Genomic DNA, 15,188 nt, shown 5'->3' on the forward strand with positions numbered 1-15,188 from the left:
GTCTTGAACCCGTCCTGAACCAGCTCGTCCACGTAGCCCTGGCACTCGTCCAGCGCCGACTCGATCGTGTCCTTGCCCTGGTCGAGCTTGTCGGCGGTGCCGGTCATCTCGTCGTAGGTTGCCCCGAAGTCACTCATCGATCATTGCCTTTCCGCAATTTTCATTACACGACACCGCGTTGCGGCGCCGTTCGTCACCATCACTCACGCATCACATGGTCGAGAAGCGTGAACCCGACGAGCCGACACCGTTATCCCGGGCGTGGTCCGAGATCCAGGCGATCAACGTCGTCGCGGTAGTTCTACCCGCTACGTCCGGTTCTAAACATCTCCGAAGGTAAAGGTTTCTGCTCACCTCGGTTAGGAGGTCGCAACAGCGCGCCAGCGGGAGTCGACACCGCGGCAGCATCTGGCCGAGACGGGTGATGGTGGGCCCGATGAAGCAAGCCCACCATCGTGACCAACGTTGTCGCTCAGCCGCCGGCGAGCTGCGAGTCCAGGTCCTGGATGGCGGTGGCCATGTCGCGCAGAGCCTGAGCCATGTCCTCGACACCAGCGATGGCGTCCTTGAGGCCGGTGGTCATCTCGGTGTAGCCGTCCTGGAACTTGCCGGACGCCTTCTCCGTCTTGAACCCGTCCTGAACGAGCTCATCGACGTAGCCCTGGCACTCGTCCAGCGCCGACTCGATCGTGTCCTTGCCCTGGTCGAGCTTGTCGGCAGTGCCGGTCATCTCGTCGTATGTTGCGCCGAAGTCACTCATCGATCATTGCCTTTCCCGGGATTTTCATGAGGTGACGCCTCTGAGAACGCCGCTGGCCACCGTAGGCCACCCGTCACAAGGATGTGAAGGGTAAAAACGACCTCGTTGTCAGATTCATGCAGAGTTCTCGGAGTCGCTCGCCAGTGGCATCTGCATGGTCACCGTGCGCCCGGCCTGGACGAAGATTCCGCGGCCTGTGGGGAAGTCGGTGCGCTTGAGCTTGCCGAACGGAACCTTGAACAGCGTGTCGCCGTCGTAGGTGTCCGGCTTGAGCACGATTCCCTGGCGGGCGGCCTTCCATTCACCCATGACGCCCGAGCCGCCGCCGGCTCGAGTGACGTCGGCGTCGCCGACGAAGAGGTGGTCGGAGTTGTTGATCGCCTGCAGCAGGGCGCGCATCGGGCGGTCGGCGGGACCGTCGGCCAGGTGGGTCATGTCCTCGGCCACGATCATGATGCGGCCGGGGAAGGACTCGTCGGCGACGATCTCGGCGAGCTCGGTGACGAGCGCCTTCTCGTCGTCGGGGCGGGTGGCGCTGCGTACCCAGGGCCGGAAGTCGCCGAGCATGGCGCGACGGCTGCCGAGGTGGAACAGCTTCACCTCGGGGTCGAAGCGTTCCATGGACTCGACGAGCGCCTTGAGGGCGTTCGTCTTACCGGACTGCGGCGGGCCGGTGATGATGAACGAGCCGATCGGGTCGAAGCCACGCGCGGACAGCGTGTCGTCGGCGATACCGAAGACGGGCTGCCCGTTCGCCTGCGCCGGCATGGCCCTGCTGGAGATCTTCGTCGGCAGGGCACCGATCTCGCCTACCTCGGGGACACCCAGGGCACGCAGCTGCGAGACCAGCTCGTCGAGCGCCTTGGTCTGCTCGGCCACGTTGGTCGTGCCGCCCAGAACGGCGAGCTGCACCTCGGCCTTGTCGACGACGGCGCGGCCGGGCACCGACTGCTCGTTGAGTACGTCCTTGGGTGCTCCGACCAGCACGTACTGGCTCGGGTCGGAGAGCCGCATGACGACGCGGCGCGGGATGTTCGCGAAGACCGCGGTCGGCACCGAGCCGCTGCGGTCGGCGGTGATCACCGCGTGGATGCCGAGCGGGCGGCCCTCACCGAGGACCCGCATGAAGGACTGGTAGAACGGCGCGCGACCGGCGGCGATCTCCCACTCCTTCTTGAACTCCGGGTAGTTGTCGATGAGGAGCAGGATGCGCGGCATCGACTGGTCGGCGATCTCACGGTATTCGGTGAGGTTCGCGGCCGCGGCCTTGGAGAACAGCTCGGAGCGGCGGTCCATCTCCCGCTCGAGGGTGCGCATCAGTCGCTGCAGACGCTCGGCGTCGTCGCCGTCGATGATCGAGCCGACGTGCGGGAGACGCTCGATCGCGCCCAGCGCACCGGAGGCGAAGTCGAGGCCGTAGACCTGGACCCGGCCGAGCTCCGGCCGCGCACCGGCGGCGGTCGCGATCGTCTTCAACAGGGTCGACTTGCCCGAACCGGAGGACCCGAAGATGAGCAGGGAGCCGTCGCGGTCGGGAGCGAAGTAGATCGCGTTCTGCTGCTGACGCTCCGGGATGTCGGCAAGACCCAGCAGGATCTGACCGTCACCCTCCAGCGGCAGGTCGCGCATGTCGACCACGGACGCCAGATCATCCAGCCACGGTCGCCGCGGGGTCATCAGACCAGCGGTCGCGGAGGCCTTGATCAGGTTGGACACGATCCGCTTCTGGTCGTTGGGGCCGAGGTCCTCGTCGTGCGAGTCGCTCTCCGGCGGACGCTCCGGCTCCCACTCCGTGATCGAACCGAACTTCAGCTCGGCCACCTTCACGTCAGCGGTGACGACCTCGTCATCACGCGTCCAGCCACCGGCGTACGCGGACTGGAACGGGGTCAGGCGACCCGGTCCGGTCTTCGCGATGCCGCGGCCAGGCAGGGACGGCGGGAAGGTCCCGGCGATCGGGTCGTCGACGACGTCCTTGGAGTCGGTCTCGTCGGCCATCCGCAGCGCGACGCGGAGGTTGGTGTTGGCGCGCAGGTTGTCCTTGATGACACCGGCCGGGCGCTGGGTCGCCATGATCAGGTGGATGCCGAGCGAACGACCTCGCTGGGCGATGTCGACGACGCCGTCGACGAACTCCGGCACCTCGCCGGCCAATGCCGCGAACTCGTCGATGACGAGCACCAGCGCGGGCGGACACTCCGGGTCCTGTCGCTTCTCCAGCTCGAGAAGGTCCTTGGCCTTCTTCCGGTTGAACAGGTGCTCGCGGTAGTGCAGCTCGGCCTTGAGGCTGGTCAGCGCACGGCGTACGAGGTGAGGGCTCAGGTCTGTCACCAGACCGACGCAGTGCGGCAGCTCGATGCAGTCGGCGAAGGCCGAGCCGCCCTTGTAGTCGACGAAGAGGAACGTCACCCGGTCGGGCGAGTGGGCCGAGGCGATGCCGAGCACCCACGCCTGCAGGAACTCGGACTTACCGGCACCGGTGGTGCCGCCGACGAGGGCGTGCGGGCCCTGCGTACGCAGGTCCAGCGTCATCGCGTCCGAGGCTCCCTGACCGATGATGGCGCGCAGGTTGCCCGCCTTCTTCAGTCGCGGCCGCGGCCGGTCGGAACGGTCGATGATCGAGTTGTTCTGCCGCCAGCGCTCCACGACGGAGTGCGGGTCCTCGGCCACCTCGTTGCCGACCAGCGACAGGAAGCCGACCGAGTTGGGGAGGTCGGAGGAGTCGTGGACGACGGTGCTGGCGTCCACCACCGGCGCGAGCCGCTTGGCGAACATGTCCATGTAGGCGTTGGAGACGCCCTCGACGATGACGCCCTCGTAGAGGTCGCCGTTGCGGACGAGCCCGACGGTGGCACGCTCCAGGCCGTCGCTCACGTCCAGGAAGCTGCGGCACACCGCCGGCAACGCCTCGACCGTGGAGGACATGAAGACCGCGTGTACGCCGACATCGGCGCCGCGCTCGAGGACCTGGACCAGCCGGGCGCGGTCCACCGGAGCGTCGTTGGTGACGAAGACGACGATCGAGACCTGCACTCGTGCGTTGGTCTCCTCCCCTGCCCGGGCGACGTCGGTCCCGTACTGCATCGGGTTCCACTTCTCGGCGAACGGGCCGCGGTGCTCAGCGGTCCGGCCGGCGCGCATGATGTATTCCTCCAGCGCGCTGAGCAGGGCGTTGGCCGTCGGTGCGGAGTCGGCCAGCGGCATGTCCTTGAACCGGTTGGTCTCCGAGGTGGTGTGCGGCAACCACTTGAGCCACTCGAACTCCTCGACCCAGTCCGGATCGGCGAAGGCGACGGTGACGACCTCGTTGGGCGCGTGCAGGCCGAAGAGCTGCACCGCGAGCCCACGCATCGCGTCGGCGGCGGGGCCGGCCGGGCCGGCGACACCCACGGAACCCACCGCAGGGAGCGACTCCAGCAGCGGTACGTCGTCGACGTACTTGTAGCGCTCCTTCAGGCGGTCGATCCGCTCGATGAACTCGGGCAGGCCGTTCTGGGTGTCACGCTCCGCGATCGAGTTGCGCGACAGTGCGCGGGTGGTGCCGAGGCGTACGGCCAGGAAGTTCCAGTGCTCGGGACGCCGGGTCCACAGCCGCGGACCGAGCTGCATCGCCTGCTCGAAGACCTCGGCGACCGCCGGGACCTCCTCGTTGCGAGCGAGCTCCTCCTCGGGCTTGCTGCGGTAGAAGACCTCTTCCAGCTTCTCGAACTGCCGCTCGAAGAGCTCGATCTCGTGGTCCTGCTTCGCGCCGGCCTGGCGGTGCTGGTTGATGTAGTTGCCGACCGCCATCATCGGGGTCATCACGACCAGCAGCAGCGCGCGGGCGCGGCCGGTCATCGCGTAGATCGAGAGCGCCATGATGATCGGCGCGATCAGCACGAACCACGGGAACAGCTTCTTCTGCATCTCCGTGGGCATCCACGGCGGCGGGTGCTCGGTGCCGGGATAGCGGACGTCGACCCGCGGGCTGCGGTTGAACAGCAGGCCGCCACCGCGCTCGAGCACCGGGTCCTCGACAGCGGAGAGGAAGTCGGCCGAGAGCTGCATGACCAGCGTGGTGCCGCCGATGACGACCGGCGTGTCCGGCGCCAGACGTACGCGGGAGACCTGGGTGCCGTCGACGACGACGCCGTTGGCCGAGTTGAGGTCGACCAGTTCGACCGAGCGGTCCACCTCGATGCGGGCGTGACGCTTGGAGACCATCGGGTCGGCGAGCACGATCTCGTTCTCGGGCCCGCGGCCGATCGAGGCGTGGCCGGTGGTCAGCGGGAACGCCTGTCCCCGCACCGGACCGTCGATCGCCCGCAGCACACCGACGCTCTTGCGCCGCGAGCCTGTCGTCTCGTTGTCCGGGCCCATGTTGACGACCGCGGTCGCGAAGCCGGACCCGATCGGCGCGTCGCCGATGGGTACGTCGGGTTCGAGCGGCTCCATCCGGTCGGCGGTCGGCGGGGCGACGGCCAGGGTCAGGATGTCGTGCTCATTGGCGATCACGGAGCGTGCCGGGTCGGCGTCGGCGATGTGCCGAGCGACGTCACCAGCGGTGGCCGTGGAGTCGGCGGTGACGATCACATCCGCAGGCGCGACACCCGGCCGGTGCAGAGTGAGCTTGACCTTCATCCTTCGTTCCCCTCGTCAACGTGCCAGTCGATGCAGCCAGATGCGGCGGATGGAGCGGCGGTCACCCGCGACGCACCAGGGCCGAGCGGTCACCGAAGCGGATCATCGCGCCGACCGGTGCCAGCACCGGCTCCCACGCGTTCAGCCGTCGGGTGGCACCCTCGTGGATCACCACGGTGCCGTTGGTCGAGCCGCGGTCGGTGACCTCGACGCCGTCACCGCTGGGGCGCAGCGACAGGTGGGTCTTCGAGACCGACACGTCGATGATCGAGACCGTACGCGCCCCCAGCGTGTTCTCCGTCAGAGCCGGGTCGCGGCCGACCAGCACCAGGCCGGTGACCGGGATCCGCTCGCCCGAGTCGACCTTGAGCATGATGCCCCGCTCGCGCGGCTGCGCCGGGGGCTGCTGGCCGCCGGACGTGGGCAGCGGCGTGGGAGCCGGCGTGGGAGCGGGGGTGGGAGCCGGCGTCGGCGTCGGCGTGGGGGCCGGGTGCGGGGTCGGTGTCGGGTAAGGCGTGGGCGTCGGGGTCGGAGGCGGCGGGGGAACCGACTGACCGTGGCTGGGAGTCACCGCGCGCGAGGGTGGGATCGCGGGGGTCACCGGCTTCGGGGCCACCGGGCCCGACGGCGGGGTCGCGAGCGCGCCACCAGGAGCGGCGCCCGGCTCGTCGTGCCTCGCCTTCGGACGGGAGACGCCGAGCACGCCGGCGCTGACCCGCCCCGAGGGCCGGTAGCTGCCGGCGTCGTGATCGTTGGGGGTGGTGAGAGAGGGCAGCGACTTCCGCTGCGCGACGGGCGCGGCCGCGACCGTCTTCCGGGCGATGCGCATCCGCTTCTCGTCGTAGGGATCGAGGCCCTCGCGGACGTCGACCATCCACATCTCGGCCACCTTGTCGTGCCAGCCACGGTTCCGCTGTTCCTTGTCGAACAACGGCGAGGCGAGGAACACGATCGGAGCGATCGGGATGATCCCGGAGCCCCAGAGCACCAGGGCGCGGAGGAAGGCGCGGCCGACGCCCGGTCGCTCGAGCGTCTTGACGTTGATCGAGCGGATTCCGGCGACGGACTTGCCCAGCGTGACTCCACGGCGGCCGTGGAAGACGATCTGGACGATGACGTAGATCAGGCTCAGCAGTACGGTCGCGCCGCCCGCGATCGCCGCCAGCATGAAGTCGGGGTGGCTCAGGAACCGGGCGAAGCCGAACTTGCCCTGGGCAAGCTTCAGCAGCAGCGGGAGCGTGAAGACCAGGTAGGGGACCTGCAGGAGCAGGTAGCAGACGATGTCGACGGCGGCCGCGGCGGCACGACGGCCCAGGGGCGCGTCCTTCAGACCGAGCGAGGCGGCGTAGGCCGGATCCGGCTTTCCGTCGGCGGTGAGACCCTCGATCCGGTCGTCATTTTCGGCGACCTCCCATATCTCCACCGCAAGAACTCCCTCACGCCCGATGTCCGAGTATTTTCGGCGCTGACCAACAACGCCAGAAGGCTACCGGAATGTCCCGGCTCGGGCGCGATGGTGTCTGGCAGGATCGACGTATGTCAACACCCTCCGGGCCATCAGGGAGCCTCGAGCGCATCGTCTTCTCGGACGACAGCACCGCCGATCTCGTACGCAAGGATGACGGCTGGGCGATCCAGATCGACGGCGTCGCGCAGTCCCACCTCGGAGAGGACCCGGCGCAGCCGCCGAAGCTCGCCTCGATCCGGTGGATGTTGGCTGCGCTCGGGGACCAGGCACCCCGCAGCGCCGCCCACCTGGGTGGCGCGCTGCTCGCCCTCCCCCGCGCGGTCGCCCACCGGTGGCCCGCGACCACGCAGACGGTCGTGGAGATCGAGCCCGCGCTGGTCGAGCTGACCAGGTCACGGTTCCCGCTCCCCCCGGGGATCACGATGGAGACCGCCGAGGCACGCTCCTGGCTCGAGGCTCACCCGGGTTCGGAGCACGATGCCATCGTCATCGACATCTTCGTCGGTAACCGGATCCCACCGGCGTTCACCTCGCTGGAGTGCATGACCGCGGCACGCAGCGCGTTGCGCGAGGAGGGCCGTCTCATCCTGAACTCCGTCGCCGGCCCCGAGCTGCTCTTCACCCGCCGTGAGCTCGCGACATTGCGTACGATCTTCGGGCATGTCGCGATGATCGTGCAGGGTTCGGCGCTCGCGGGAGCGAGGTTCGGCAACGCCACCCTGATCGCCTCGGCGTCCCCGATCGACGGCGACGTGATCCGCTCGTCGCTCGCCGGCGACCCCTCGAAGGGCGCGCTGGTGACCGACCTCGACCCGATCATCGACGGCGCCGATCCGATCAGCGATGCCGACCAGCTCTGGTCTCCGGAGCCGAACCTTCCCGACGCGAGCGCCGCGCTGCGGCTCCTCGAGCAGGCCCGCCAGGCCGTCGACACGCTCAGATCCGCCGCGGACTGAGGCTCCGTCGCCTTTGTCTAGCGAGATTCGGCCCTATCGCTCGGCAGATAACGCAACAGGCATCGACAGCCATTTCTTTTACCGAAACCGGCTTGTAACGTTCAAACAACCTGCTTGCGACTTGCGGGCGGGATGCTTGATGCGCAGGACAAACCACGATGCACACCATCTATCCGTTGTAGGGGGGACCTCGATGGAAACACTCACCGCCACCCAGCCTGAGGCCAACAGTGCCGCGAAGCAGCACAGCCTCAAGTTCCGTCACGCCAGTGCCCTGACGAAGCTCATGGACGAGCGCCAGGACCTGCGCGGTGTTCACGTGTTCGCCGACTTCGTCGACGACTCGGTGCGCTGGTCCGCCTGACCAGCAGCTACATGGGGGGATCCACGATCCCAGGGCGCAAGGCCCGGCCGGTGAAGGCCGGGCCTTCGCTACGCCCGGTGGACGATCCGGCCGCCGACGACGGTCAGCACGACCCCGCCATGGGCGATCGCGGCGAGATCCCCGACCGAGGCCCGGAGCGGATCGATGTCGAGCACGGCCAGGTCACCGCGAGACCCGGGAGCGACCGTCGGCTGACCGTCGACCGACGCCGCCAACGCCTCCTGGACGGTGAGTGCCTGCTCCGGATGCCACGGCTCCTTGCCGTCACGCGAGCGACCCACGGCGGCGGCGATGGCCAGCCACGGGTCGAGCGGCGCGACGGGAGCATCCGACCCGAGCGCAACCCGCACTCCCTCGTCGAGCATCCAGCGGGTCGCGAAGCAGCGGTCCTCCCGCCCCGGCCAGACGTCCTCGGTCATCTCGCGGTCGTCGAGGATGTGCGCCGGCTGCACGGATGCGGTGATCCCGAGCCGAGCCATCAGCGGCAGATCCTCGCGACGTACGAGCTGGGCGTGCTCGATGCTTCCGCGCGCCCCCGTCATCGCGTACGCCGCCAGTGCCTCCGACACCGCCCGGTCGCCGATCGCGTGTGTGGCCACCTGGAGGCCGGCCGAGTGCGCCTTCCCCAGGAGCCCGTGCAGCTCGTCGGGTGACTGGTTCGGCGCGCCGCAGCTGTCCGGATCGTCGGCGTACGGGTCGCAGCACCACGCCGTCCGCGTGCCCAGCGAGCCGTCGCTGATGATCTTGAGCGGTCCCATCGTCAGCCCGTCCTCGCCCGGGAGCAGCCGGTCCCCCGTACGCAGCCCCTCGGCAATCGCTTCGTCGAGCTGGTCGGCGTACGTCGCGACCCGGATGCGGACCAGGTCGCAGCCGGCCGCCCACCGCGAACGCCAGTCGTCGAGCCGGACGCCGACCTCGAAGTCGGTCACCCCGACCACCCCGAGCGCTGCGGTCCGGGCCAGCATCCGCCGGTAGGCCGCCGGAGTGCTCCCGTTGGACTCGAAGAGCTCCGCGACCCGCGGATAGGTCTCGTACCACTCGGTCTCCTGCACCATGTCCTCCCGGCGCGGCAGGTCCACGGCGTCGAGCGCGGCGGTGTTCAGCCAGGCGTGGTGGAAGTCGTGGTTGACCAGGATCGCGGGGATGCCACCGGTGACCGAGTCGAGCTCGGAGACCGTGCCCCAGCGGTCCCAGGTGCCGGCCGAGTGACCCATCCCCACGATCGCCTCACCCGGTCCGACCTCGCGTGCGGCCGCGGCGACCCGCGCCAGCGCCTCGGCAGGCGAACGCGTGCCGTGCAGGTCCAGCCTGCTGGCCCGCAGCGTCCACTGACCGAGGTGGGTGTGGGCATCCCACAGACCCGGCACGAGCCAGCGCCCACCGGCGTCGTACGCCTCGACACCATCCGGTCGGGACAGGCCTTCTCCGACCGCCGACACGACACCGTCGGCGACGAGCACGTCAACCACCCCGGCAGGCACGGTCGCCCGGGGTGAGAGCGGAACGATGCGTACGTTCCGGAGGAGAAGGTCGGGCATGAGCAGACGATAAGGATACTGCCCATGCCCGAGCCAATCAGGCTGATTTGATCAGAAGGGGAGGAGCCTCAGCGGCGCTTGAAGATTCCCCTGACGAGCTCCCTTGCGGCAGTGCGCGCGGCCTGCTTGAAGGCGGTCGACTTCACCACCGTCTCGATCATCGAGTCGTCGTCGTCACGCGACCGCGATCGCGACCCGGAGGACTTCTTCGGGACGGTCTTCTTGGCGGCCTTCTCCTCCGCCTCGGCCGCGCGGGCGGCCCCCGCGGCGTCCGTCTTCGCCTTGAGCTGGTCGACGGCGGACTCGACCTCGACGGACGCGGTGTACTTCGCCGCCAACGGCGATGCCGCCACGGCTGCTTCCATCGCGGCGGCGTCCGCAGGACCCATCATCGACTCGGGGGCGCGCAGGCGCGTCCAGGCGACCGGCGTCGGTGCGCCACGCTCGTTCATGACGGTCACGATCGCCTCGCCGATCCCGAGCGTCTGGATGACCGCACCGAGGTCGTCGTAGGAGGAGGTCGGGTAAGTGTTGACGCTGGCCTTGAGGGCCTTGGCGTCGTTGGGAGTGGCGACCCGCAGCTGGTGCTGGATGCGCGAGCCGAGCTGGCCGAGCACATCGTCGGGGACGTCGGTCGGCTTCTGGGTGACGAAGAAGACCCCGACGCCCTTGGAGCGGATCAGCCGGACCGTGTTGGTGATCTGGTCGAGGAACGCGTCGGAGGCGTCGTTGAAGAGCAGGTGCGCCTCGTCGAAGAAGAAGACCAGCTTGGGCTTGTCGACGTCACCGACCTCGGGCAGCGCCCGGAAGAGCTCGGCGAGCAGCCACATCAGGAAGGTGGAGAAGATCGCCGGCCGGTCCTGCAGGTTGGGCAGCTCGAGCAGCGAGATGATCCCGGCGTCCCCGTCGTTGCGTACGAAATCCGTGACGGCGAAGGCCGGCTCGCCGAAGAACTCATCTGCACCCTGGTCGGCGAAGGCGATGAGCGTACGCAGGATCACCCCCGTCGTCGCGGACGAGAGGCCGCCCAGGCCCTTCAGGTCGGCCTTGCCCTCGTCGGAGACCAGCCACTGCAGCACCGCCCGCAGGTCGTCGAGGCCGACCAGCTTCAGGCCGGCCTTCTCGGCGTAGTGGAAGACGAGACCGAGCGAGGACTCCTGGGTCTCGTTGAGACCGAGGACCTTGGAGAGGAGCGTCGGGCCGAAGGCGTCGACCGTGACCCGCACCGGGATGCCCGTGCCCTCGCCACCGAGCGCGAAGAACGCGACCGGGAACCCGCGCGCCTGCCAGGCCTGCCCGACGGAGGCGGCCCGTGCGGTCAGCTTCTCGCTGGACTCGCCCGGCGCGGACAGACCGGAGAGGTCGCCCTTGATGTCGGCTGCGAACACCGGGACCCCGGCTGCGGAGAGCTGCTCGGCGAGCAGCTGCAGGGTCTTCGTCTTTCCCGTGCCGGTCGCGCCGGCGACCAGCCCATGCCGGTTCAACATCCCCAAGGGAATGCGAATCGGCGTCTCCAACAACGTCTCAGCGTCCGCCATCAGGCCCCCGAGCTCGAGGGCGGAACCCTCGAATTGGTAGCCGGGCCCGACCGCTTCTGAGAGAGCAGCAGCATCCGTCATGGGCCGACTCTATGTTGGGTTTTGTCTTGAGGGCGATACAGTCACGAGGGTGATCTTCAAGCGTGTCGGCGATTCTCGCCCCTACCCTGACCATGGTCTGACGACCAAGGGGTGGGCCGCGCTGCCTCCTCGGACGGTCCGCCTCGACGAGCTGGTGACCACGAAGGACACTCTCCAGCTGGTGGCTCTGCTCAACGAGGACTCGACGTTCTTCGGCGACCTCTTCGCCCATGTCGTGGAGTGGAACGGCGAGCTCTATCTCGAGGACGGGCTCCACCGGGCGCTCCGTGCAGCGCTCCAGCAGCGCAACGTGCTGCACGCCCGCGTGCACAGCCTCGGCTGAGCGTTTCAGCGGTTAGGCTCGGCGTCATGCTCGACTCGGCCCTCACGGGACTTCGTACGTTCATCATCCTCGCCGTGCTCGCGGCCGCGGTCGCTCTGGCCGGTGCCTGGGGATGGAACGCGATGACCGCACCCTTCCCGCAGAAGGTCGAAGTCGGGCCGTGCGTGGACGCGCCGGTCAAGAAGGGCTCCGAGGTCTACCCGTCGCAGGTGGTCGTGACCGTGCTCAACGCGAGCACGCGCGCCGGGCTCGCCACCCGGGCGATGACGGACCTCGTCGACGCGGGCTTCGTCAAGGGGTCCACCGGCAACGCGCCCAGCGGCACCAAGCTGAAGACCGTCGAGGTGTGGACCCCCGACAAGAACGCTCCCTCAGCCGCGCTCGTCGCGAGCTGGCTCGGTGACGCGAAGATCGTGGAGACCAAGTCCGACATCCCAGGCATCGTGGTCGTCACCGGCGAGAACTTCCCCGAGGTCACCGGCGGCGACAAGACCGTCACCGCCAAGGCGGACGCCACGATCTGCAGCCCTCCGGTCGAGTAGGCGCGTTCGCACGGATCTGCGAGGTAGGAATACCCGGTTAACCGGGTATTCCTGCACTTCTCTGGCAATGCAACACCTGAGAAGTGCAGGTTTCACCGGTTAACCGGGTATTCCAACCCACCCCTCAGCGCAGCCAACCGGCCAGGCGTCCCTTCCGGCTGACCATCTCGAGGCGCCGTTCCGCGAGCTCACGCTGGTGGCGGGGTACGACGACCAGGACGACGTCGCGGGCGCGGAGGACCGTGGTGTCGTCCGGAACCATGGTCCGCCCGTCGCGGATCAGCAGCGACACCGACGACCCCATGGGCAGCCGGAGCTCGCTGACCTCGACGCCGTGCAGGCGCGACTCGGGCGGGATCCGGAGCTGGATCAGGTCTGCCGCGATCTGCTCCAACGGCGCGACGTCGAGGTCGAGCGAGCGCGGGTCGTTGGGGCGGGCGACGTCGAGCACCCGGGCGACCCACGGCAGCGTCGGGCCGGTCAGCAGCGTGTAGACGACGACCATCACGAAGACCAGGTCGAAGAGCTCCTCGGCGCCGTCGACGCCCGCGGCCAGGGGGATGGTGGTGAGCACGACCGGCACTGCGCCGCGCAATCCGGCCCAGGAGACGAACGCAGTCTCGCGCCACGTCATCCGGGATACCACGGTGCTGACCAGCACGGAGGCGGGCCGGGCGACAAAGGTCAGGATCAGCCCGGCGGCGAGCGCGAAACCGATCGTCTGAAGGTCGATACGCCCGGGGGACAACAGCAGCCCGAGCATCACGAAGAGCCCGATCTGGGCCAGCCAGGCGACGCCCTCGGCGAAGGACCTGGTGGCGCCGCGGTGGGGCAGCTCGGAGTTGCCGAGCACGAGCGCGGCCACATAGATCGCGGCGAAGCCGGACCCGTGCAGCCACGCCGCTCCGCCGTACGCCAGGAAGGCCAGCGTCATCACCGCCAGCGGATAGAGACCGGCGGAGGGCAGCGCGGCCCTCCGCATCAGCCACGCCCCACCGAACCCGACGAGCAGGCCGACCACGATGCCCAGCAGCAGCTCGCCGACCACGATCCCAGCCACGACGACCGGATGGTGCTCAGCGATCGCACCGCTGGCAATCAGCGTCACGATCACCACGGTCGGGGCGTCGTTGAGCCCCGACTCCGCCTCGAGGACACCGGTCAGTCTCTTGGGCAGCGGCACCACCCGCAGCACCGAGAACACCGCGGCCGCGTCGGTCGGCGAGGTCACCGCCCCCAGCAGGAACGCCAGCTGCCACGGAAGGCCCAGCAGGTAGTGCGCACCCACCGCGACGATCCCGATCGAGACGACGACCCCGACCGTGGCCAGCATCAGCCCGAGACCGAAGGCGGGACGTACGTCCTTCCACGACGTCGTCAGACCACCTTCGGCCAAGATCAGCGCCAGCGCCCCGAAACCGACCGCATGCGCGAGCGCGGCGTCGTCGAACCGGATCCCGAGCACCGACTCACCGAGCAGCACGCCCATCAGCAGGTAGATCAGCAGCGACGGGAGCCCGGCCTTCGTCGACATCCGCACCGCGAGGATCGCCAGGAGCGTGACCAGGGAGCCGATCAGCACGAACAGGTCGAACTGATGGACATCGAAGCTCATGTGCGCCGGGCCCCCCTCCGACCTATGGATCTGCATCCTAGTGTTTGCTCCCATGGACCGTCTGACTGTCGCCCAACGCGCGAACGTGCCTCCTTTTCACGTGATGGACATGCTCGAGCGGGCGGCGCAGCGGCAGCGGACGTACGGCGATCTCATCTCGCTCACCTCGGGGCAGCCGTCCACGGGGGCGCCGCAGGCGGTCAGCGCGGAGGCGGTGCGGCTGCTGCAGAGTGGCGACCCGCTGGGCTATACGCCGGCGACCGGGATCCTGGAGCTGCGCCAGGCGATCGCGGGGCACCATCGGGCGTGGCACGGAATCGATGTCTCCCCCGAGGACGTCGTCGTGACCACGGGTGCGAGCGGCGGCTTCCTGGCGACGTTCCTGGCGGCGTTCGACACCGGAGACCGGGTGGCGATGGCCCGGCCGTCCTATCCCTGTTACCGCAACGTGCTCGCGGCCCTCGGGTGCGAGGTCGTGGAGATCCCGACCGGTGCGGCCGAGCGCTTCCAGCCGACCGTGGAGCAGGTGCGGGAGCTGCACGAGCGCGTCGGCCTGAAGGGGCTCGTGGTAGCGAGTCCGGCCAACCCGACCGGCACGATGCTGCTGCCCGAGGAGCTGGCCGCGCTGGCTCGCTACTGCGAGGAGGCCGGGATCCAGCTGATCTCGGACGAGATCTACCACGGGCTGACCTACGGCGGGGATGGCAGCCGTGGCCGCAGCGCCTGGGAGACCTCGCGCGACGCGGTCGTGTTCGGCTCGTTCTCGAAGTACTTCTCGATGACCGGCTGGCGTATCGGCTGGCTGCTCGCGCCCGCCCACCTGCGGCGCGCGATCGACGTCCTGGTCGGCAACTTCACCATCTGCCCGCCGACCCTCGCCCAGCATGCCGCGGTGGCGGCGTTCACCCCCGATGCGTACGCCGAGCTCGACGGTCATGTGACCCGCTACGCGACCAACCGCGGGGTGCTCCTCGACGGCCTCCGCTCCCTCGGGGTCACAGAGATGGCCCCGGCCGACGGCGCCTTCTACGTCTATGCCGACGTCAGCCGCTGGACCGACGACACCATGGCCTGGTGCCACCAGATCCTCGACCGCACGGGCGTCGCGATGGCCCCCGGAGTCGACTTCGACCCGGTCGACGGACACCGCTTCGTACGTCTCTCCTTCGCCGGATCGTCGACCGAGATCGAGCAGGCCCTCGACCGCCTCTCGACGATCCTGACCTGACTCACGCCGCCGAGGCGTCGATTTCTGACCGCGAAGAGTCGATTCTTGACGTCGAGTGGGCCAACTCGACGTCAAAAATCGACTTCTCGGCGCCAGAAACTGACGCCTCGGCGG

The 15,188-nt window shown here is 68.8% G+C and carries 11 protein-coding genes; 5 read left to right on the forward strand and 6 right to left on the reverse strand.

Annotated elements, in window-relative coordinates:
• Nucleotides 1-472: 472 nt before the first annotated feature.
• The 3 genes from ABZY89_RS22715 to ABZY89_RS22725 all read right to left on the reverse strand — a co-directional run bounded on the left by ABZY89_RS22715 (nucleotide 473) and on the right by ABZY89_RS22725 (nucleotide 6,803).
• A complete protein-coding gene (locus tag ABZY89_RS22715) occupies nucleotides 473-760 on the reverse strand; it encodes a WXG100 family type VII secretion target (protein WP_008356172.1) in 288 nt (95 codons plus the stop codon).
• A 114-nt stretch (nucleotides 761-874) separates the two neighbouring features.
• Nucleotides 875-5,380: an FtsK/SpoIIIE domain-containing protein gene (locus tag ABZY89_RS22720; protein ID WP_355230858.1), complete on the reverse strand. Its 4,506-nt coding sequence runs from the start codon at nucleotides 5,378-5,380 to the stop codon at nucleotides 875-877.
• 61 nt (nucleotides 5,381-5,441) lie between these two features.
• On the reverse strand, nucleotides 5,442-6,803 hold the full coding sequence (locus tag ABZY89_RS22725; RefSeq protein WP_355230860.1) for an RDD family protein: 1,362 nt from the start codon (nucleotides 6,801-6,803) through the stop codon (nucleotides 5,442-5,444).
• 113 nt (nucleotides 6,804-6,916) lie between these two features.
• Between ABZY89_RS22725 and ABZY89_RS22730 the strand changes: the two genes are divergently transcribed.
• Nucleotides 6,917-7,804: a fused MFS/spermidine synthase gene (locus tag ABZY89_RS22730; RefSeq protein WP_355230862.1), complete on the forward strand. Its 888-nt coding sequence runs from the start codon at nucleotides 6,917-6,919 to the stop codon at nucleotides 7,802-7,804.
• 193 nt (nucleotides 7,805-7,997) lie between these two features.
• Nucleotides 7,998-8,168, forward strand: coding sequence for a hypothetical protein (locus tag ABZY89_RS22735; protein ID WP_168381080.1), 171 nt, complete (start codon nucleotides 7,998-8,000; stop codon nucleotides 8,166-8,168).
• A 68-nt stretch (nucleotides 8,169-8,236) separates the two neighbouring features.
• On the opposite strand, the gene ABZY89_RS22740 is transcribed toward ABZY89_RS22735, so the two are convergent.
• Nucleotides 8,237-9,727, reverse strand: coding sequence for an amidohydrolase (locus ABZY89_RS22740; RefSeq protein ID WP_355230864.1), 1,491 nt, complete (start codon nucleotides 9,725-9,727; stop codon nucleotides 8,237-8,239).
• Nucleotides 9,728-9,795: 68 nt separating this feature from the next.
• On the reverse strand, nucleotides 9,796-11,346 hold the full coding sequence (locus tag ABZY89_RS22745) for a helicase HerA-like domain-containing protein (protein ID WP_355230866.1): 1,551 nt from the start codon (nucleotides 11,344-11,346) through the stop codon (nucleotides 9,796-9,798).
• A gap of 49 nt (nucleotides 11,347-11,395) precedes the next feature.
• Here ABZY89_RS22745 and ABZY89_RS22750 point away from each other — a divergent pair, with 49 nt between their 5' ends.
• Both ABZY89_RS22750 and ABZY89_RS22755 read left to right on the forward strand, forming a co-directional pair.
• Entirely contained in the window at nucleotides 11,396-11,689 is a 294-nt protein-coding gene (locus tag ABZY89_RS22750; protein ID WP_045551249.1) for a type II toxin-antitoxin system VapB family antitoxin, read from the forward strand.
• A gap of 26 nt (nucleotides 11,690-11,715) precedes the next feature.
• Nucleotides 11,716-12,231, forward strand: coding sequence for a LytR C-terminal domain-containing protein (locus tag ABZY89_RS22755; RefSeq protein WP_355230868.1), 516 nt, complete (start codon nucleotides 11,716-11,718; stop codon nucleotides 12,229-12,231).
• A 124-nt stretch (nucleotides 12,232-12,355) separates the two neighbouring features.
• On the opposite strand, the gene ABZY89_RS22760 is transcribed toward ABZY89_RS22755, so the two are convergent.
• Nucleotides 12,356-13,846, reverse strand: coding sequence for a potassium/proton antiporter (locus ABZY89_RS22760; protein WP_355020572.1), 1,491 nt, complete (start codon nucleotides 13,844-13,846; stop codon nucleotides 12,356-12,358).
• A gap of 52 nt (nucleotides 13,847-13,898) precedes the next feature.
• Here ABZY89_RS22760 and ABZY89_RS22765 point away from each other — a divergent pair, with 52 nt between their 5' ends.
• The gene (locus tag ABZY89_RS22765; RefSeq protein ID WP_355230869.1) at nucleotides 13,899-15,074 is read left to right on the forward strand and encodes a pyridoxal phosphate-dependent aminotransferase; all 1,176 of its coding nucleotides are present in this window, start codon (nucleotides 13,899-13,901) and stop codon (nucleotides 15,072-15,074) included.
• Nucleotides 15,075-15,188: the final 114 nt, after the last annotated feature.

Source organism: Nocardioides sp. NPDC006303, assembly GCF_040613175.1.
Lineage (GTDB): Bacteria > Actinomycetota > Actinomycetes > Propionibacteriales > Nocardioidaceae > Nocardioides.

Coding starts and splice junctions, on each gene's coding strand:
- ABZY89_RS22715 (WP_008356172.1), bottom strand. CDS start 760: ATGAGTGACTTCGGCGCAACATACGACGAGATGACCGGCACTGCCGAC.
- ABZY89_RS22720 (WP_355230858.1), bottom strand. CDS start 5,380: ATGAAGGTCAAGCTCACTCTGCACCGGCCGGGTGTCGCGCCTGCGGAT.
- ABZY89_RS22730 (WP_355230862.1), top strand. CDS start 6,917: ATGTCAACACCCTCCGGGCCATCAGGGAGCCTCGAGCGCATCGTCTTC.
- ABZY89_RS22735 (WP_168381080.1), top strand. CDS start 7,998: ATGGAAACACTCACCGCCACCCAGCCTGAGGCCAACAGTGCCGCGAAG.
- ABZY89_RS22740 (WP_355230864.1), bottom strand. CDS start 9,727: ATGCCCGACCTTCTCCTCCGGAACGTACGCATCGTTCCGCTCTCACCC.
- ABZY89_RS22745 (WP_355230866.1), bottom strand. CDS start 11,346: ATGACGGATGCTGCTGCTCTCTCAGAAGCGGTCGGGCCCGGCTACCAA.
- ABZY89_RS22755 (WP_355230868.1), top strand. CDS start 11,716: ATGCTCGACTCGGCCCTCACGGGACTTCGTACGTTCATCATCCTCGCC.
- ABZY89_RS22760 (WP_355020572.1), bottom strand. CDS start 13,846: ATGAGCTTCGATGTCCATCAGTTCGACCTGTTCGTGCTGATCGGCTCC.
- ABZY89_RS22765 (WP_355230869.1), top strand. CDS start 13,899: ATGGACCGTCTGACTGTCGCCCAACGCGCGAACGTGCCTCCTTTTCAC.